Genomic DNA, 21,055 nt, shown 5'->3' with positions numbered 1-21,055 from the left:
TTTTATAAAAATATTTAAACTAACCTATATATTTAATTCTTTATATAAAAATTCTTCCAATAATGGAACCTCAACACCGACCTGATCTCTTCCATCCTGTAGAAACTTAATTGTTACAGAATTATTCTCAAGCTCTTTTTCTCCAATAATTACAGCTAATCTTGCTTTTTGCTTATCAGCTTTCTTAAATTGAGACTTAAAGCTTCCTAGTTTCAAATCCAAGTCACATTTAAAATTTGTATTAAAACGTATTAAATCAACTATAGGCATAGATTGTTGAACACTCTGTGCTTCTAAAATAAAGAATATATCTAAATCATTATTTTCATTTGGTAATAAATTTAATTCCTCAAGAAGAATCAACAACCTTTCCATTCCTATAGCAAAACCTATGGCAAAATTATCATCACCACCAAGATTTGCAATTAAACTATCGTACCTACCACCTGCACAAATAGCACTTTGAGCCCCTAATTTATCTGTTGTCCACTCAAACACTAAGCCGGAATAATAGTCTAAGCCTCTAACTAAGTTTTTATTTACTTTATATTTAATGCCTAGTTTTTCTAAATAATCACAAGTCTTTTCAAAATCCTCTCTCACTTCATCATCAATAAAATCTATAAGTTTAGGGGCATTTTGTAGAATCTTTTGTGTTGATTCAATTTTCGAATCTAATATTCTTAATGGATTATTATCTAATCTTTTAACAGAATCCTCATCTAAATCATTATGATATGGTTTTAAATAATCTAATAATGCCTGAGTATAATTTTTCCTATTCTCAACTGAACCTAGATTATTTATTTCTAACACCACATGCTCTGTTATACCGAGTCTATTAAATAATTGCCAGCATACTGAAAGTATTTCCAAATCTATACCCAGTCCTGAATATCCATAAGTTTCAACACCCAGTTGATAGAACTGTCTATATCTACCCTTTTGAGGTCTTTCATACCTAAACATTGGACCTAAATACCAAATCTTCTGAGTTTGGCCTCTTGAAGCAAGATTGTTCTCAACAACCATTCTCACACATCCAGCAGTACCCTCTGGACGTAAGGTAAGATTCTCTCCATTTCTATCTTGAAAATCATAAGTCTCTTTAGAAACTATATCTGATGTTTCTCCAACACTTCTATGAAAAAGCTCACTTTTCTCTAATAATGGCAATCTTACTTCTTTATAATTATAAGAGGATAAAACACTTTTTATTATTGATTCTAGACATTGCCACTTATAGCTATCCTGAGGAAAAATATCATTAAAGCCTCTGATAACTTGAATTTTCTTCATAGGAATCTATCTCAGTTTTTCTACTTTATTCTCTTTTTGATGACTTTCGTCTTCAGATACTTCTTCTTTATCATGCTTTATAAACTTAGCATCTTGTTCCAAAGCTTCATGAATTTTTCCTTCCATTTTCATACCATACTCAATGGAATCATCATATATAAATTTCAATTCTGGAACTATCCTAAGTTTTAAATCCTTCGCAATTGAAGATCTAAAAAAACCTTTAGACTTTTTAAAAGCTTCTGCAACATAAGGAATATCTTCTTCAATTAAGCAAGAATAATAAACTTTTGCAAAAGATAGATCTTTAGACATTTCAACTTCAGTAATAGACACTAAAGAAAGTTTTGCATCCTTAACTTTAGAACGAAGTAATAATGATATTGTTTTTTTTAGTTCACTAGAAACCCTTAGAACTCTACCTTCTGCTGCCATTTACAGCTCCTTAGCTACTTCAATAACTTCAAAAACTTCTATTTGATCACCTGCTCTTACATCATTATAGTTTTTGACACCAATTCCGCACTCCATACCTTTTTTAACTTCGCTGGCATCATCTTTAAACCTTTTTAAAGACTCTAAACTACCTTCATAAATAACAACTTGATCTCTAAGTATCCTAATAGGATTACTCCTCTTAACAACTCCTTCAATAACCATACACCCAGCGATAGAACCAAATTTAGAAGATCTATAAACTTCTCTTACTTCGGCAATACCTATGATTTGTTCTTTCATTTCAGGAGATAATAATCCTGTCATTGCTTTCTTAACATCATCTATCAAATCATAAATAATATTATAGTAGCGCAGCTCAACACCATCTATCTCTGCCAACTTCTTAGCAGCACTATCAGCACGGACATTAAAACCAAATATTACAGCGGTAGAAGCTACAGCTAAAGTTACTTCAGATGAAGTAATACCACCGATACCACTAGAAATAATATCAACTTTTACTTCATCAGTAGAAAGCTTAAGTAATGAATCTCTTATAGCCTCAACAGAACCTTGAACATCACCTTTAAGTATGATTTTAAGAGTTTGTTGCTCTCCTTCTTTGCCCATATTATTAAACATGTTAGAAAGTTTAAGCGATTGTTCTTGAGCAATTTTAGCTTCTTTTTGTTTCTGAGCTCTTAATGCAGCAACTTCTTTTGCTTTCTTCTCATCCTTAATAACTGTCATCTCATCACCTGCAGCAGGAACTCCTGATAAACCAAGAATCTCAACTGGTGTTGAAGGACCTGCTGTCATTATCTTATTTCCAAGATCATCATTCATCGCTCTAACACGACCAAACTCAGTACCACATAGGACTATATCACCTTGCTTAAGAACCCCGTTTTGCACTAAAACTGTAGCAACTGGGCCTCTGCCTTTTTCTAGGCGCGACTCCACTACAGTACCTTCAGCATGTCCGCCTCCAAAAGCTACAAGCTCTAGAACTTCAGACTGTAACAATACTGCATCAAGAAGCTCATTTACACCCTCTCCAGTTTTAGCAGAGACATTAACAAACATAACTTCCCCACCCCAAGATTCAGGTATAACATCCCTTTGAGCAAGCTCACTAACCACTTTATCTGGATCAGCTTCTGGTTTATCTATTTTATTAACAGCTACCACTATAGGCACTCCAGCGGCTTTAGCATGCTGAATAGCCTCCTCTGTTTGAGGCATCACACCATCATCAGCCGCAACAACTAGAATAACGATGTCCGTACTCTTAGCTCCTCTAGCTCTCATAGCAGTAAAAGCTTCATGTCCTGGAGTATCTAAGAAAGTAATTGAACCCTTCTGAGTTTCTACAGAGTAAGCTCCTATGTGTTGTGTGATTCCACCAGCCTCACCCGCTACAACTCTAGCTTTACGAATATAATCTAATAAAGAAGTTTTACCATGGTCAACATGGCCCATAATTGTTACAACAGGAGCTCTAGAAACCTTTTCATCAGAGCTTCTATCTACAGTAGTTACTGCTTCTTCCAATACATCTGCTTTATGTAAAGCATATGAATGTCCCAATTCTTCTACTATCAAAATAGCTGTATCCTGATCTAAAGATTGGTTTATAGTAGCCATAACACCCATATTAAATAATAGCTTAACTATTTCAGCACCTTTAACTGCCATTTTCTGAGCAAGGTCACTTACTGTTATGCCTTCATAAATCACTATATTCTTAACTTCACTTTCTACAGGCTTTGTAAACTCCTGCTTCTTAATTTTTGACTTGATATGAGCATGTTTATTTCTCTTACTACCAAACTCATCAAAAGAATCAAAATCACCAGCCAACTGTGATAGCTGCTTAGGCGAAGCTTTTTTAAATGACTTAGATGTCTTCTTAACAGCTGCTCCCTTAGCCTTTCTACCCTCTTCTTCTTCTCTTTTGTATTTAGTATTCGTAGGACTTACAACTGAATCTGCTGAGAACTTTTTCTTTTCAGATTTCTTTTTAGAAGATGCATCTTCATCTTCTTCTTGTGTTTCTTCAACATTCTTAGCTTTTTCTGGCATAGAGGTTATTTTAAAACCACTAGTCTCTACCTTTTTTTCTTTAACAGGCACTTGTTCTTTCTTAGAAGCATCAACGTTGCTAACTTCTGAAGCTTCTTCTTTTTCAACTTTAGCCACCACTTCTGGAGAAATCTCTTTTAGAACTTCTTCTTTCTCCTGTTGATCGCCTATTCTTTCTTTTTCTTCAGCATCTAACTTTTCAATATTTAACTTAGCAACTCTTCTTTTTTTCTTAACAGAAACATTAATCTTATGATTACCATCAAGCTTAACTGTCTTAGTAACCTTTTTTCTTGTAAGATTTCCTTTGGAACTATTTATTTTCTCCAACAAAGTCTTCATTTCATCCTCTGTAAGAGTGTCATCCTTACCTTTTTTATTTATACCAAAAGAACTAAGCTGCTTAAGTAAGGCATCTTCATCCTTTTTAATTTGTTTAGCTAGCTGACCAACTGTAATATTTGCCATGAACAATCATCCTCTTTTCTAATTTTTGTCTTTTATCCTACTCAAACCAAGGAGCTCTTGCCTTCATTATAAGTTCAGCACCTTGTTCTTCAGAAAGATCAACAATATCTAAAAGCTCATCTACTGATAAATCAGCCAAATCTTCCATAGTGCAAATATTGTTTTTAGCTAAAGAATTTGCTAAATCTTCTGTCATCCCATCCATATCAAGTAAATCTTGAGCAGGTTTTTTATTCCCTAAAGCTTCTGTAAGCAATGCTGTTTTAGCTCTTTCTTGAAGCTCATTCACTATATCTTCATCAAATCCTTCAATTTCTAAAAGCTCCTCTTTATCTAGATAGGCAAGATCTTCTAATGTTTCTATTCCTTCCTCTATCAACACTAAAGCAAAGTCATGATCAATATCTAGGACCTCAACAAATCTTTCCACTATTGAAAGTTGCTTTTCTTCTTGCTCAGAATCCGAAAGAACGTTAATTTTCCAACCTATCAAAGCACTAGCCAATCTAACATTAACTCCATTTTTACCAATCGCTTTTGATAGACTATCTTGCTTAACTACAATATCCATTGATGCCGTTTCTTCATCAACATTTACTTCTATCACATCTTCAGCATCTACAGGCGAAAGTGAGTTGATAGCATACTGAATAGTATCTTCATCCCAAAGAATGACATCAACTTTCTCGCCACTTAACTCATTCATTATCGAATGAATCCTAGAACCTCTAACACCAACACAAGCACCGCAAGGATCTATTCTTCTATCATTACTTTTAACAGTAACTTTTGCTCTAAATCCTGGCTCACGCACAACATTAACTATATTAATAAGCTCTTCTTCAACTTCAGGAATTTCCAATTCAAATAAAGCTTTCAGCATAGTATTACTAGAACGACTTAAAACTATAGTTTGTGCACGACCATCTTCATCATAGTCTATACCTTCAACACAGCTTCTTATTTTATCTCCAACCCTAAATCTTTCTCTAGGAATCAGATCCTTTTTAGATAAAATACCTTCAGCATTACTTCCAAGATCTATAACAAGCAACTCATAAGTCGCTCTCTTAACTTCTCCATATACAATAGATCCAATTTTTTCTTTATAAACCCTAGCTGTTTTCTCACGCTCAAAGTTTTTAATTTTTTTCATCAAAATCTGTTTTGCTGTAGTCGCTGCAATACGTCCAAATTCAGCAGCTTCAACAGGCTCTCTTATCACATCTCCTGCAGAAACATCATAGCCTTTTTCTCTAGCAACATCTTCATATAATTCTTTAGAATAATCTATTAAATCTCTATCTTCTGGAACTATATGCCATACTCTATCTGCAGTATATTCTCCAGTATTTCTATCTATATGAACTTCTATATTCATATCGTCATTAAGTTCTTTTTTAGTAACAACAGCTAATGCTTCTTCCATAGCTTGGAATAATAACTCTTTTGAAATATCTTTTTCATTAGCTACTGTCTCTAAAACTAAAAGTAATTCTTTACTCATAATAACCTCTCTAAAAATTAAAATACTGGAGAAACTCTCATTTTCTTTAAATTATCAAAATCAAAAGCCAGCTCTTGGCCATCCTCTTGCTTCAAAAAAACATTATTTCCTTCGACCTTAGTTAATTCACCCTTAAATTTAGTCTGCGAATTAACAGGCTCTAAAGTTACTGCCTTTACATTAAACCCAATCAAAGCCTCTGCTTGATTTATATTAAAAATCTGACGATTCATGCCAGGAGAAGATACTTCTAAAACATATCTTCCAGAAACTGGATCTTCAACATCAAAAATAGCACTAACTTCTTTACTAACAGTTTGACAATCATCAACAGAAACACCTGTTTCATGATCTATAAATATACGAATAGTAGTTTTACCACTACCCTCAACTTCTATTCCCCATAGAATATAGCCAAGGTCATCAACAACTGGCTCAACTATTTCATAAAGCTTATCTAGAATCATTTTCTAAGAATCCTCCTTAACAAAAGCATGAAATCATACCTTCAGATAGCAAAAAGGCCCTTATAGGGCCCTTAATGAGTCTTAATATTGGTAGCGGGGGCTGGATTTGAACCAACGACCTTCGGGTTATGAGCCCGACGAGCTACCAAGCTGCTCCACCCCGCGTCTATGTGTAATATAATAACAGTATATTTTACATTTACAAGGCTTTTTATATTTTTTCTAAATAGTGCTCTGCCTTATCGCATCAACCATAACCTTAACTTTCTCTGGATCCACATCAGGATAAATCCCATGACCTAAGTTAACGATATAATTATTCTTTTCATCCTGCTTTATAAAGTCCATATTATGCCTAACAGTATCTTGAATTTGCTTATCACTAGCATATAAGAATGCTGGGTCAAAATTACCCTGTAGAACAAACTTATTCCCCACCTTATTTCTAGCTTCAGGCAATGTTATATTCCAATCAATCCCTATACCATCACATAATGAATTAGCATATTCTTCTAAAAACATACCACCACCTTTAGTGAAAAAAACTATAGGAATATTAGGAAATTCACTTTTTACATCATTTGCTATTTTATTCATATAATTAAGAGAAAATTCTTTATACTGTTGCACAGGAAGAACTCCTCCCCATGTATCAAATATCATTAGGGAATCAGCTCCGGCTCTTATTTGTTCTTTCAAATAAAGAACAATTGTTTCAGATAGTATAGATAATAGCTTATGCATTAATTGAGGTTGTGAATACATCATCTTTCTAAGCTTATTAAACTGCTTAGACCCTTGACCTTCAACCATATATGCAGATAAAGTCCACGGACTCCCTGTAAAACCAATCAGTGGTACATTTATAGCTTTCTTTGTTGTTTTCACAGCATTATACACATACGACAATTTATGGTTTACCTCATCTAGTGATGCAAAGTTTCTTAAATCTTCTTCTGACTTTATTACATCATTAAAGATAGGACCAACTCCTTTTACAAATTTTAAATCAAGACCCAATGCCTCAGGTATAGTCAAAATGTCAGAAAAAACTATTGCTGCATCAAGATCATATCTTCTAAGAGGTTGTAATGCCACTTCACAACAAGCATCTGCATTACGACACATATCCATAAAATCTTCAAATTTTGATCTAACCTGTCTATATTCTGGCAAGTATCTCCCAGCTTGTCTCATTATCCAAACAGGTGGAGCAGATAACTTTTTTTCTCCAAAAGCATCTAAAAACAACCTTCTCATATAAATCCTTATTAATTTATAACTCTATCTAGCTTTCTATAGCTTATAGCTTCTTGAATAGACTTTTTATTAATTAGCTCTATTCCTTCTAGATCAGCTATAGTCCTGGCTACTTTTAATATTTTATAATATCCCCTAGCTGACAATCCTAATTTATCTATAGCTTTATTTAGAATATTCTTACTTTCTACATCTAGCTTACAAATAGTATCAATTTCTGTGCTTGTAAGCATAGTATTTATTTTGCCTTGTCTTACTAATTGTAAGTTACGAGCTATCTCAACCCTTTCTCTTATAGGCTCACTTCTTTCACCACGCAAACTTTGATTTGTTAAATCATCCTTTTGCAACTCAAGCACTTCAACATGCAAATCTATTCTATCCAACAATGGTCCTGATAGTTTACTCTGGTATTTATTAACCGATTGCTGAGTATCTGTACATTGCTTATATTGAGAACCCAAATAACCACAAGGACAAGGATTCATTGCAGCCACCAACTGAAACCTAGCTGGATACTCAACCTGATTTTTAGCTCTTGAGATACTTATAGTCCCTGTTTCCAAAGGCTCTCTTAGAACCTCCAAAACCTTTCTATCAAACTCTGGAAGCTCATCGAGAAACAATACTCCATTATGTGCTAAAGAAATTTCACCAGGCATTGGATTACTGCCACCTCCAACTAAAGCAACTGCTGATGATGTATGATGTGGCTGTCTAAAAGGCCTCTTATAGAAACTATCTGCGATATCGGTCTCACCCTTTATAGAAGCAATCATTGCTGAAGATAAAGCTTCTTTCTTATCTAAGCTTGGAAGAATAGAATTAAGTCTACTAGCCAACATTGTTTTACCCGTACCAGGCGGTCCTATTAATAAAATATTATGACCTCCAGCAGCAGCTATTTCTAAAGCTCGTTTAGCTTGATACTGACCTTTAACATCCTCTAGATTTTCGTATAGATTGCTAAAGTCTAACTTATTAGTTTTATCTAAATTAGCTAATTTTATTTTCCCAGAGAGAAACTCAACCACCTCTTTTAGACTACCTAGAGGAAAAGCTTTAACTTCGCTAACCAACTGAACCTCTTCTGTATTGTCACGAGGTAATATTATTTTCTTATCAGCTTCAGAGCTTTTAATTGCCATAGGAATAACACTAGATATTCTCTTAAGATCACCACTTAAAGATAGCTCTCCAGCAAATTCATATTCATCAATCGATAAATCACTCGCAATTTCTACTTGTCCTGAAGCATAAAGAATCCCTAAAGCTATTGGAAGATCAAAGCGACCTCCACTTTTAGGCAGATCTGCTGGTGCGAGGTTTATGGTTATTCTCTTATTAGGGAAATTAAAGCCTGAATTTATTATTGCACTTCTAACTCTATCTTTACTTTCTTTAACTGCAGTTTCTGGTAAACCTACAATTGATAAACTTGGTAAGCCATTGGATAAATGTACTTCTATAGATACAGAAGGTGAGTCTATACCAAGCTGCGCTCTACTTTTTAGGACAGCAAGACTCATCTTTTAACTATCCTTTATTAATAATTGATCAATTTTTTTCTCTAGCTCTTCTAATTTCAATCTTGTCTTTGCTAGTATCTTTTTCTGAATTTCAAACTCCTCTCTGCTTACAACATCTAATTTTGACAAGCTTTTTTTGACTATTTTATCACGAGAGTTTTTTATCGTATCTTCTAAAGAATTTAAAATATCTTTCATCTTATAAAACCTTATTTAGTTTTATAAGAGTATAAAAACTACAAATCGAATTAGCAATTAAAAGATTAAGAAAGAAAATTATATTACGTTAACAACTTGAGCTAAAGTTGATAGCAATGCTAAAGGCATGATACCTAATAACAATAAGAATAAACCATTAACACTTAAAGCTACAAGTGTAGATTTATGTGCTTTAACTTTTGTGTCATTTTCAGGATCATCAAAATACATCACCTTAATAACTCTCACATAATAGAATGAAGCAACTACAGCCATGAATAATACAAAACATGCTAAAACGTAATCACCACTATTTATAAGACCAACTATCAGAAATAATTTAGCAATAAACCCACCAAAAGGAGGAATACCCGCCATAGAAAACAACACTATAAGCATAATAAATGCAAGCCATGAGTTCTTAGTATTAAATCCTTTTAAATCATTTAATGTTTCAACTTCATAACCACCAACACTAATTGCTGTTAAAGCTCCAAATATAGCCAAGGCAGTAAAAACATAAACGATTATATAAAAACTAGCTGTCACTAAAGCATATTCTTGAGGATGTAAGCTAATAGCTAAAAGTATAAAACCAACCTGAGAAACTGTTGAGTATCCAAGTAATCTTTTTACATTCGTTTGAGATAAGGCCACTAAGCTACCAAAGAAAATCGACAATATACCAATTACCCTAAATAAATATATCCAAGAATCTTTTAGTGAAGGAAAGCCTACAAATAAGATATTAACTAACATTGCAAATGCTGCTATCTTTGGAATAGTTGCCACTATAGTAGCCACAGCATTCGGAGCACCTTCATAAACATCTGGAAGCCACATATGAAAAGGAAATGCTCCCAATTTGAATAAAAATGAAGATATCATTAACACAACACATACTAATAAAAGCTGTCTCTCAATACCTGTAAAGTGACCTGCTGCTAATGCCTTAGCAATATCCGTAACATCTAATTGACCTGTGATACCATAAACAAATGACATCCCGAAAAGTAATAACGCTGAAGCAATAGCTCCTAAAACAAAATACTTAATTGATGCTTCAAGACCTCTTCCAGAGCTTCTATAAATAGCAATTAACGCATACATTGGTAATGATAAAAGCTCTAAACCAATGTATATGCTAACTAAACTATGTGCAGCTGTTAGAACCATTGCTCCTAATATACATAGCATCAATAAGGTATAGAAATCACCATCTGAGATTTTTCTATCCTTGATATACTCTCTTGAATACAGCGTAACAAAAAGAGCCAAAATTAATATCACAATCTGCAAAGTATAAGCAAATCCACTAAATACAACCTGACCCTCAAAAGTAACCCCTGCTTGTAAGAAACTATCTTTAGCAAAAGTCGCCACAAGAGCTAAAGCTATAAATATTTGCGCAAAAATATAATTAATATTTTTTATTTTTCCATGCAAAAATAACCCAGAAAACATTACAACCAAAACACCTACTGCTAGTAATATTTCTGGTAATACGTAAAAGATCGATAAATTCATAATCAAATCACCACCCTATAGAGATAAACCAACAATATGCGCCGAAGCAGCAGATGATATTTTTAATATTGGCTCAGGATAAAAACCAAAGAATAATGTTGGAGCCGCTAATAATATAAACACAAATAACTCCATCTTGCCTAAATCTTTTAGCCCTGCAACCTGAGGAGAAATAACCTCTCCAAAAAATACTCTTTTATACATCCACAATGTATATACAGGAGCTATTATTAGAGTTAACCCAGCTATCAATGCAAATAAAGGAGAATATTGAAAAACTGCTAATAGAATCATAAATTCACCAACAAATCCACTTGTTCCTGGAAGACCGACGTTAGCCATACAGAAAAGCATAAAGAATGCAGCAAATATTGGCATTGTTTTAGCAACACCTGAGAAATCTGATATCTCTCTAGTATGCATTCTCAAATATAAATACCCAATCCCAATAAACATACCACCAGAAGAGAACGCATGGCCTATCATTTGAAAAACTGCGCCTTGTATAGCAAGCTGCGCATGAGTTTCACCTAATTCTGGACTAGCGTTCTTCAATAAAAATATAGAGAAAAGCCCTAAAGTTACTAGTCCCATATGAGAGATAGATGAATATGCTATTAACCTTTTAACATCTGTTTGAGCAACAGCAACTATTCCTACATAAACTATAGCTATAAGAGACATAGCTATAAGTACATACTCTAACGATGATGCAACTTCTGGCAACATCGGAATAGCAAATCTTAAAAAACCATAAGCTCCTAACTTAAGCATTAGTGCAGCAAGTATAACCGAACCTCCTGCAGGGGCTTCTGAGTGAGCATCTGGTAACCATGAGTGGAAAGGCCACATAGGAATTTTTACTGCAAATGCTAAGAAAAATGCTCCAAACACTAGCCACTGCGCTGTTAATGTAAACTTAACAGCCTCATCTAAACCTTGTGTTTGAGTTGCCCAAGCTATAAAGTTTTGTATTGAATATGTATCTGCGTTTACAAGAGCGCTAGCTGGTTGCTGAACGACTTGAGACTGTAGATATAATATTGCTGCTAATAAAAATACAGATCCAAAAAATGTATATATAAAATATTTAACAGCCGCATATGCTTTTTTATTACCGCCCCAAATACCTATACCTAGAGTTGTCGGAATAATTAAAGCTTCCCAGAAAACATAAAAAAGGATTGAGTCATTAGCACAAAAAACCCCATTAGTTAGACCACAAGTAATCAAAAAGATCGCCATATATTGTCTGACTTTAGTTTTAATGGATGTCCAAGCTGATAACACAATAACTAATGTTGCAAAACAAGTTAAAACTATAAAAAGAACTGAAAAACCATCAACCCCTAAACTATAATAAATATCATGGTTACCAAATCCCGTAAACCATCTATAGCTTTCCTGATACTGCATTTGGTAGCTACCCACATCAAAGCCAGTAACTAATGGAATACATAGTAATAAAGTCATCACACTAAATACTAATGCGACCCAACGTGCTGCGTCACCATGCAGCTCTTCTGTTTTAGTTGCGAGCACTGTAAAGCCACCAACTATCGGTAACCATATAATCAAACTCAATAAGTGTTGACCAATATTCATAATAAAACTTACCCTCTATTAGCTAAACCGTTACTAGCAATAATATAAATAATAATACCCCAACCATCATTACAAAGGCATAATCAAATAAATATCCTCTTTGTAGCTTTCTAAAACTATCCCCTGTTTGGTATATTAAGTTTGAAGACCCATGAACGATTGTCTTATCTATAATAAAGATATCTATGACTTTCCATAAAAAAGCACTAACCAATAAAAATGCCTTTGCAAAAACCACATCATACAATAAATCAATAAAGTACTTTTTAACTAAAATATTATAGAAAATTCCTACACCAGATTTTGTCTTAGAAAAGAATTCGGGAACGCTTGGCAGCCATATATAAAGTACATATGAAAGAATAAATGCTCCAAAAGCCAACCAAAAAGCCAATGAGTGAACAGAATGTTTCACAAATGTTAATGGCGTAGCAGTAGCTTCATCAGAAGCTAAATGTGCTGTAACACTTAAACCACCAAGCCCTTGCTGTGCGTAAGAACTAATTGTATCTCCAAATAATCCATTAGCTTGAGATAATACTGGCTCAAAGAAATACCAACCGATCAAAGCTGATGGGATAGCTAATAACACCAAAGGTATTAATATTGATAATGGAGACTCTTTAATATGAGATTTTTCTTCTTCAGTCATTCTTTCTTTACCATGGAATACCAAGAAAAACATTCTAAATATATAGAAAGAAGTTACAAAAGCGCATGCTAAAACCATTGCATACGCAAAATCATGGCCAAAAACTTTAGTACTACCAGCTGCCTCGATTATTAGATCTTTTGAAAAAAATCCAGAAAAAGGAGGTAGTGCAGCCAAAGCCCAAGCACCTATAAACATACAAACATATGTAAGAGGTAAATATTTTCTTAAACCTCCCATTCTTCTGATATCTTGCTCATGATGCATAGCAACTATAACAGAACCTGCAGCTAAGAATAAAAGTGCCTTAAACATAGCATGAGTCATAAGATGGAACATACCTATAGAAAAAGCGCCAGCTCCTTGAGCAACCATCATATAGCCAAGCTGAGAAAGAGTACAGTATGCAATAACTCTTTTAATATCTGTTTGTACAATAGCTATCAACCCCATAAACAAACAAGTAATAGCACCTACTATTAATACAAAACTCAATGCTGCTTCAGACATCACAAACATTGGTGAAAGCCTAGCAACCATAAACACACCAGCTGTAACCATTGTAGCGGCATGTATAAGAGCTGAAATAGGAGTAGGACCCTCCATAGAACCCTCTAACCAAGAATGTAATGGGAACTGAGCAGACTTACCCATAGCTCCAATAAAAAGTAAAACACACATCAATGTTACTGGACTAAAAGATATTCCTAAGAATTCTACAACTTGTGTATTATCTATATTCGATAAACTTGCAAAAACAGTATCATAGTTTACAGAGCCTGTATAAAGTATTACTGCACCTATACCTAGTAAGAACCCAAGATCTCCTACTCTATTTACCAAAAAAGCTCGTAAACTAGCCACATTAGCTGAATCTCTATTAAAATAAAAACCTATTAATAAATAAGAGAATAAACCTACACCTTCCCAACCAAAGAATAATAATAAGAAATTATTTCCCATAACTAGGCATAACATCGCAAAAGTAAAGCCCGAAATATAAGAAAAGAATCTAGCATATCCTTTCTCACCTTTCATATAACCTATAGAGTAAACATGCACTAGCGTTGAAACAAATGTAACTATAAGCATCATATATACTGTTATTCTATTAACAGTAAAGCCAACATCTAGCGAAAGCTTGTTAGAAATAGGAGCCCAACTATAATATGTAGCACTATAAACATCTCCATAGAAGAAAACACCATAAGCTAATACAGCACTTAATACAAAAGATATAGAGCACAGAATTACTGTAAAAAAGTTTACACCTTCATTTTTTATAGATTTACTAAAAAATCCTGCAGTAATAGCTCCAACTAAAGGCGCCAAAACTATAATTGCAATTATTATAGCTGCTACTTGATTATTTATCATCATTGCCTGCCTAACCTTTCAATGTATTAAGTTTACTCAAATCAATAGTTTTTCTCTTACGCGAGATTGCTACCACAATAGCAAGACCTATAGCCGTTTCAGCTGCTGCCACCGCCAATATGAAGAAAACAAAAACTCCACCCATAGCCTGTTGATGCATATTAGCAAATATCAAAAAATTTGTATTTACAGCTAAAAGCATAAGCTCAATAGACATTAAGAGAATTAGAATATTTCTTCTATTTATAATAATTCCAGCAACACTTATAACAAAAAGTATTGTACTAAAAATTAATCCATGAGTAACTGGGATTGTAATGCTATTCATTAGTCACACCCTCTTGTTTTTGCTCTTTATCAGTTCCTATTTTAACCATAGTTAAACGATCCTTAGCTCTAACTCTAATTTGCTCAACAGGGTTAACTGATCTATTATCTTTTCTTTTACTTCTTAAAGTAAGAGTAACTGCTGCAACCACTGCAGCTAAAAGTATAAAATCGACAAGCTCAAAAACGTATAAATTACTATCATTAAACATTGTAGAGCCTATTATTTTTAATCCTCCAATACCCTCTTTCATAGTTGCTCCAGAAAAGACTTGGGTCACTGCATAAGTTATTATTGTTGCAAATATAGCACATACAATAATTGCTGAAAGCGCATAAAAAAATCTACCAACTCTTCCTTGCTTCTCAACATGTAAATCAAGCATGAATACCACAAATAAGAACATAACCAATACGGCACCAACATAAACAACTATCAAAAGTAAAGCTAAATATGTTTGCTGAAAAGTAATCCATACTGCAGCTGAAAAAATAAACGTTGAGATCATAGCTATCACAGAATTAACTGGATTATTGCCTAGCACCAATACCAAAGCCGAAATAATAGCTAGAGATGCAAATATATAAAATAAAATATTAACTATCACTTGTAACCTCTCTATCTAAAATTTTTATCTTGCAATCTATCGGCAGCAATTTGAGACTCATATTTATCACCAATTGCTAATAGCTTAGCTTTAGTCATAATATTTTCACCTCTTTCTTCAAAGTGGTATTCCAAAATATTTGTCTCAACAATAGAATCAACCGGGCAAGACTCCTCACAAAAACCACAAAATATACATTTAAATAAATCTATTTCATAACTTGATGTTCTTCTTGAACCATCTTCCCTTTCAGTTGAATTAATTGTAATTGCTAAAGCTGGGCAAACCACCTCACAAAGCTTACAAGCAATACATCTTTCTTCACCATTTTCATATCGTCTTAAAGCATGCAAACCTCTAAATCTATTAGAGACAGGAGTTCTTTCATCTGGATACTGTACAGTAACTTTTCTAGTAAAAAAGTGTTTTCCCGTAACTGTAAGCCCTTTCAAAAGCTCCCATAGTAAAAATGTTTTAAGAAAACTTGTAACATTTCTCATTTCTTTATCCTTTTTACCACCAAGGCCCTACATTAAATCTTACCATACAAGCAACTACAACAACCCAAGCAAATGTTAGTGGAATAAATATTTTCCATCCAAGTCTCATTATTTGGTCATATCTATATCTAGGGTAAGTTGCTCTAACCCATAAAAACATAAACATAAACACACTAGTTTTACCAAATAACCATACTACGCCAGGTACTATTGAAAATATGTGTTCAAGAGCTGTTCCTTCAAAAGGAGAATTCCAGCCACCTAAAAACATTATCGCAGTCAAAATACTAATTAAAATCATGTTTGCATATTCTGCCAAGAAAAATAAAGCAAATCTAGCTCCTGTATACTCTATGTGAGGCCCTGCAACAATTTCAGACTCTCCCTCAACAACGTCAAAAGGGGCTCTATTTGTTTCAGCAATACCAGAAATAAAATATATAATAAACAAAGGAAATAAAGGTATAAAATACCAATGTAGTATTCCTCCAGCTTGTGACTCTATTATTCCTGTTATACTCATAGATCCAGCAGCTATTACAACACCTACTATAGCAAAGCCCATAGAAAGCTCATATGAAATAACTTGCGCTCCAGCTCTCAGTGCGCCAAATAAAGAGTATTTACTATTTGATGCCCAACCAGCAATAACTATTCCATATACAGAAAAGGATGTCATCGCTAATATATAAAGAAGTCCAAGATTCATATCTGAAACCACCACACCTTTAGCAAATGGGATAACTGCCCATGCAGCATATGCTGGTGCAAACGCTAATATTGGAGCAACAAAAAATAAATATCTATTTGATTTTGTAGGAACAATTATCTCTTTTAAGAAAAGCTTTAAAGCATCAATTATCGGTTGCAACAAACCAAAAGAGCCAACTCTGTTTGGACCAATTCTATCTTGCATATATCCAATAACTTTTCTCTCAGCATACGTATAGTATGCAACTACTAAAATCAAAGGAATGATTATAAGAAGAGTATAAAGAGAAATCCATAAAACATACTCTAGCATACCTACTCTCCCTTATCGTTAACTAGTCTTATACTAATATTGTTGTCACTATACAAAAATGGCTCCATTTTTTTTCTAGGAATCATTATATTCTTTGAATGAAGAGCATCATCTACAACAAAATCATATTCAACTGAATTTTCTATATTATAAAATTTGATTCTACCAACTTCATTATCAGAACCAATCTTATCTGCTAAAGTTCTAGAAATTCTTACTCCAGAATACCTTTTAGCATCTTGAGTTTCCTGTAAAGGTTTAGATCTTCTTATTAAGCTAGTATTATCGTACATACTACTAGTAGCAACAAAGGTTATATCTCTAGCTTCTTCCAAAGGCAACTCTTTCAGTTCTTTTTTATAATCTATTTCAACACTACTATTATCTTGCTGATTATTATAAGCATCTGTAGTGACTTCTGAGATTTCATTATATTCGAAACCTTTCAGATCTAACATATTGCCTAAAACTCTTAGAATTCTCCAGAGCTCTTTATTTTCAGAATAAGGCTTTACAACTTGCCTGAACTTCTTAATATTTCCAAAAGCATCCACAAAACTACCAGAAGTTTCATAATGTGAAGCAGTAGGAATGATAATATCTGATTGCTCTTTTATCAACTCATCTGTATAAGCACCAAATGAAACTACAATATCTATATTTGATAAAGCTTCTTTTAATTTAACTTCACCAAGAACACTATCTTTAGCAGGCTCAGTATTAAATAATAACAATAATTTTGTATCTGTATTTCCACTCAAACACTCTTTCACAGAAAACTCCGTATCGCAACTAAAACCAGGGACCACTCCTGTTCTGACAGCGCCTACCGAATTAACATTTGTTGGCAAGAATCCCCCTTTGATATTTATAACTTCTCTTATCATAGAAATAATGATTGATACAAACCCAAACTCTTTTGATCCAACTATATCTTGCCCAACAAGGATTTTCGGTGAATTTGCTTCTAAAATTTGATCTGCAACTTTTCTTACTTCTGCAGCAGGATCAACTTTTCTTAAAACATCATCTAAATCAAAATGGCTATAGCTAATATTAGCCCTAGTAAGCAAGGCTTTAAGTAAACAAAGAGTTAGATATCCCGCATCACTCAGATCCATTTTTGTTTGAGCAACTGGGTAATTAAACTCATAATCACAGATATTCCAAGCAACTACCTTAGCACCTTTTTCAACAGCTTCTTTTACTCCATAATTTATTAATGGATATTCTTTTCTCAGGTTTGAACCTAGAACAAATATAAAATCAGACTTTTCAATTTCTTTTAATGAACAATCCAGTCCAATACCAGATGAAACTCCTTTTTTAGAAGCATTCTCTCTTACTCGAGAATCTATATTTTCAGAGCCTACAGCTTTCAAAAGTTTTTTTGTTAAAAACATTTCTTCTGAAGTAGAGCTCTCAGATATTACAGCAGCTATTTTATCAGCGCCATCTTTTTCAACTGTTTGACTAATAGCTACTTTCACAAAATCCAAAGCCTCTTCCCAAGAGACAGGCACCCAATCACCTGATTTTTTAATCATCGGCTGCTGAATTCTATCTTCGCTATAAAGTCCTGCATACTCAAATCTATCTCTATCAGCTATCCATGTATTTCCAGCCTCATCTTCTCTAGGCACAACTCTAACTAATTTATTTTGATATACGTGCGCGCTCAAATCTGTAGCCACACCATCTCCAGCTGATATAGCCGGATACTGCTTAAGCTCCCAGGCTCTTGCCTTAAATCTAAAAGGCTTAGAAGTAAGAGCTCCAACAGGGCAAAGGTCTATAACATTTCCAGATAATTCAGAATTAACCATATCGCCAGAAATATAAGTACTAATTTCAGAGTGATCACTTCTTCCCATAACACCAAGCTCTTTAACACCAGCGACCTCTTCACCAAATCTAACACAACGTGTACATAGAATACATCTAGTCATATCAGTAGATATCAAAGGACCAAGCTCAGGATCTGCAACAGCCCTTTTTGTTTCTTTATAGTCTGATGTAGTATTTCCGTAGCCAAGAGCAATATCTTGTAACTCACACTCTCCACCTTGATCACAAATAGGGCAGTCTAATGGATGATTTATAAGCAAAAACTCCATAACATCTTTTTGCATCTGCAAAGCTTTTTCAGACCTTGTTTTTACTTTCATTCCCTCCATAACTGGAGTTGCGCAAGCTGGTGATGCTCTTCTAGCACCTTCAACATCAACCAAACACATACGACAGTTAGCTGCCACAGAAAGCTTTTTATGATAACAAAATCTAGGTATATATATACCATTCGCATCTGCAATCTGAATTATAGTCTGATTAGGTAGTGCTTGATAACTTCTACCATCTATCTCTACATTAACTTTTTTGGATTCTTTATTGTCTGACACAAAACTTCTCCAACAAATTATTTATCTACAATACTTCTGCCTTCATTTTCAATCATATAAACAAATTCATGTCTAAACTTATCTATATAACTCTGCACAGGCCACGCAGCAGCATCTCCTAAACCACAAATAGTATTCCCTTCTATATTTGTAGCCACTCTAAATAGAGTATCAATATCTTCAGGCTTACCTTCTCCATGAATAATTCTATGCAATGTACGAGCTAGCCAACCAGTTCCCTCTCTACAAGGCGTACATTGACCACAAGACTCCTCATAGTAAAAATCTGCGAGTCTAGCTAAAGTCCTAACCATACAAACAGTCTCATCCAGGATTACAACAGCACCAGAACCTAGCATGGAGCCAGCTGCTGCTATTGATTCGTAATCCATAGTAACATTCAACATTTCTTCGCCTGTTAGAATCTTACTTGAGCTACCACCAGGAATAACAGCTTTAAGCTTATTACCATTTCTAACTCCGCCACACATATCAAGCAAGTCTTTAAATGGCATACCCATGCCCACTTCAAAAACCCCTTGCTTCTTAACATGACCAGAAACACAGAATAATTTAGTTCCACCACTTTTCTCAGTGCCTAACTCACTAAACCACTTACCACCATTTTCTAAAATAGGAGGAACTGAAGCATAAGTTTCAGTATTATTTATATTAGTTGGTCTATCATACAAGCCTTTAAAAGCTGGAAAAGGTGGTTTAAATCTAGGACGTCCCTTCTTCCCTTCTAAAGAGTTAAGAAGCGCTGTTTCTTCACCACAAATATAAGCTCCAGCCCCAACAGCACAATACAGATTAAAGGTCACACCCGACTTTTTAATATCAGAACCTAAAAGACCAGCCTGATACACCTCTCTCAACGCATCCTCAAACCTTTCTATAGGCTCAAAAAACTCTCCTCTAATATAGTTATATCCAGCCGTGGCTCCCATAACATAACCAGCGATAGCCATACCTTCTATCAGCTGATGAGGATTATTTCTTAAAATCTCTCTGTCTTTACATGTTCCAGGCTCACCTTCATCAGAATTACATACAACATATTTTTGACCAGGAACACTTCTTGGCATAAAGCTCCACTTCAAACCAGCTGGAAATCCCGCACCGCCTCGACCACGAAGACCGGATGCTTTTAACTCGTCAATAATAACTTCTGGAGCTATTCTTTCATTCAATATCCTATTCCAATAAGAGTATCCACCAACAGATAAATAAGACTCCAAAGTCCATGGCTTATCTAAATGTAGCGTACGAAAACAAACTTCATTAGCCATAACTACTCCAGCCCATCTATTATCTTATCAACCTTTTCTATAGTAAGGTTTTCATGAAACACTTTATCAACCTCTAACATAGGAGAACCACAACAAGCACCCAAGCACTCAACCTCTTTTAAAGTTATTCTACCATCTTTAGTCGTCTGACCAGGCTTAATACCCAATTTATTTCCAATGTGCTCAACTATTTCATAAGCACCATTTAGCATACAAGATACATTTGTACAAACATTAAGCTTATGTTTTCCTACAGGCTCTAAGCAATACATACTATAAAAAGTAGAAACCTCATAAACATCAACCTTGCTGACCCCAAGATAGTCTGCTAAAGCAGTTTGTAACTCATCTGTAAGATACCCACCATTTTCATCTTGCAGAATATGTAAACTTTCTATTATTGCCGATCTCTTCTGATCCGCTGGGAATTTGCTAACGACCCTATCAATATCTTCAATGACCGCTGCTGAAACTATTTGTAATAAAGACATTC

Annotated in this window: 18 protein-coding genes and 1 tRNA gene; all 19 read right to left on the bottom strand. The window is 34.3% G+C overall.

All coding sequences use genetic code 11. From position 1 onward, the window contains the following. Positions 1-24: 24 nt before the first annotated feature. Positions 25-1,299, bottom strand: a complete 1,275-nt coding sequence (hisS, locus tag KX01_RS02910) for a histidine--tRNA ligase (protein ID WP_071663567.1) — start codon at positions 1,297-1,299, stop codon at positions 25-27. A gap of 6 nt (positions 1,300-1,305) precedes the next feature. Then, the gene (gene rbfA / locus KX01_RS02905) at positions 1,306-1,734 is read right to left on the bottom strand and encodes a 30S ribosome-binding factor RbfA (protein ID WP_071663566.1); all 429 of its coding nucleotides are present in this window, start codon (positions 1,732-1,734) and stop codon (positions 1,306-1,308) included. Continuing rightward, complete coding sequence (gene infB / locus KX01_RS02900) at positions 1,735-4,290, bottom strand: translation initiation factor IF-2 (RefSeq protein ID WP_071663565.1); 2,556 nt, start codon at positions 4,288-4,290, stop codon at positions 1,735-1,737. A 37-nt stretch (positions 4,291-4,327) separates the two neighbouring features. Continuing rightward, positions 4,328-5,797 carry a transcription termination factor NusA gene (gene nusA, locus KX01_RS02895; protein WP_071663564.1) on the bottom strand — a complete coding sequence of 490 codons (1,470 nt, stop codon included), beginning with the start codon at positions 5,795-5,797 and terminating at the stop codon, positions 4,328-4,330. Positions 5,798-5,814: 17 nt separating this feature from the next. Then, on the bottom strand, positions 5,815-6,264 hold the full coding sequence (rimP, locus tag KX01_RS02890; RefSeq protein ID WP_071663563.1) for a ribosome maturation factor RimP: 450 nt from the start codon (positions 6,262-6,264) through the stop codon (positions 5,815-5,817). An 88-nt stretch (positions 6,265-6,352) separates the two neighbouring features. After that, positions 6,353-6,429, bottom strand: a tRNA-Met gene (locus KX01_RS02885). A 57-nt stretch (positions 6,430-6,486) separates the two neighbouring features. Next, the gene (hemE, locus tag KX01_RS02880; RefSeq protein ID WP_071663562.1) at positions 6,487-7,524 is read right to left on the bottom strand and encodes a uroporphyrinogen decarboxylase; all 1,038 of its coding nucleotides are present in this window, start codon (positions 7,522-7,524) and stop codon (positions 6,487-6,489) included. An 11-nt stretch (positions 7,525-7,535) separates the two neighbouring features. Next, positions 7,536-9,053 (bottom strand): YifB family Mg chelatase-like AAA ATPase, encoded by a 1,518-nt coding sequence (locus KX01_RS02875; protein WP_071663561.1) that lies wholly within the window; start codon positions 9,051-9,053, stop codon positions 7,536-7,538. Between the two features lie 3 nt (positions 9,054-9,056). Further along, the gene (locus KX01_RS02870) at positions 9,057-9,251 is read right to left on the bottom strand and encodes an accessory factor UbiK family protein (protein ID WP_071663560.1); all 195 of its coding nucleotides are present in this window, start codon (positions 9,249-9,251) and stop codon (positions 9,057-9,059) included. 78 nt (positions 9,252-9,329) lie between these two features. Beyond that, a complete protein-coding gene (locus KX01_RS02865) occupies positions 9,330-10,778 on the bottom strand; it encodes an NADH-quinone oxidoreductase subunit N (RefSeq protein ID WP_071663559.1) in 1,449 nt (482 codons plus the stop codon). Between the two features lie 15 nt (positions 10,779-10,793). Further along, entirely contained in the window at positions 10,794-12,383 is a 1,590-nt protein-coding gene (locus KX01_RS02860) for a complex I subunit 4 family protein (RefSeq protein WP_071663558.1), read from the bottom strand. Positions 12,384-12,405: 22 nt separating this feature from the next. Continuing rightward, positions 12,406-14,415: an NADH-quinone oxidoreductase subunit L gene (gene nuoL, locus KX01_RS02855; RefSeq protein WP_071663557.1), complete on the bottom strand. Its 2,010-nt coding sequence runs from the start codon at positions 14,413-14,415 to the stop codon at positions 12,406-12,408. Positions 14,416-14,422: 7 nt separating this feature from the next. After that, the gene (gene nuoK / locus KX01_RS02850; RefSeq protein ID WP_071663556.1) at positions 14,423-14,740 is read right to left on the bottom strand and encodes an NADH-quinone oxidoreductase subunit NuoK; all 318 of its coding nucleotides are present in this window, start codon (positions 14,738-14,740) and stop codon (positions 14,423-14,425) included. Beyond that, entirely contained in the window at positions 14,733-15,347 is a 615-nt protein-coding gene (locus KX01_RS02845) for an NADH-quinone oxidoreductase subunit J (protein WP_071663555.1), read from the bottom strand. The genes nuoK and KX01_RS02845 overlap by 8 nt, the downstream gene beginning before the upstream one ends. Positions 15,348-15,358: 11 nt before the next feature. After that, entirely contained in the window at positions 15,359-15,847 is a 489-nt protein-coding gene (gene nuoI, locus KX01_RS02840; protein WP_071663554.1) for an NADH-quinone oxidoreductase subunit NuoI, read from the bottom strand. Between the two features lie 13 nt (positions 15,848-15,860). After that, the gene (gene nuoH / locus KX01_RS02835) at positions 15,861-16,871 is read right to left on the bottom strand and encodes an NADH-quinone oxidoreductase subunit NuoH (RefSeq protein ID WP_071663553.1); all 1,011 of its coding nucleotides are present in this window, start codon (positions 16,869-16,871) and stop codon (positions 15,861-15,863) included. Between the two features lie 2 nt (positions 16,872-16,873). Beyond that, a complete protein-coding gene (gene nuoG / locus KX01_RS02830; RefSeq protein WP_071663552.1) occupies positions 16,874-19,270 on the bottom strand; it encodes an NADH-quinone oxidoreductase subunit NuoG in 2,397 nt (798 codons plus the stop codon). 17 nt (positions 19,271-19,287) lie between these two features. Next, positions 19,288-20,562: an NADH-quinone oxidoreductase subunit NuoF gene (gene nuoF, locus KX01_RS02825; protein WP_071663551.1), complete on the bottom strand. Its 1,275-nt coding sequence runs from the start codon at positions 20,560-20,562 to the stop codon at positions 19,288-19,290. Positions 20,563-20,564: 2 nt separating this feature from the next. Then, the gene (nuoE, locus tag KX01_RS02820; protein WP_071663550.1) at positions 20,565-21,053 is read right to left on the bottom strand and encodes an NADH-quinone oxidoreductase subunit NuoE; all 489 of its coding nucleotides are present in this window, start codon (positions 21,051-21,053) and stop codon (positions 20,565-20,567) included. Between the last annotated feature and the right edge of the window lie 2 nt (positions 21,054-21,055).

Source organism: Francisella frigiditurris (genome assembly GCF_001880225.1).
GTDB classification, from domain to species: domain Bacteria; phylum Pseudomonadota; class Gammaproteobacteria; order Francisellales; family Francisellaceae; genus Francisella; species Francisella frigiditurris.
The sequence above is the reverse complement of the archived record's forward strand: the minus strand, read 5'-3'. Positions and strand labels throughout refer to the sequence as shown.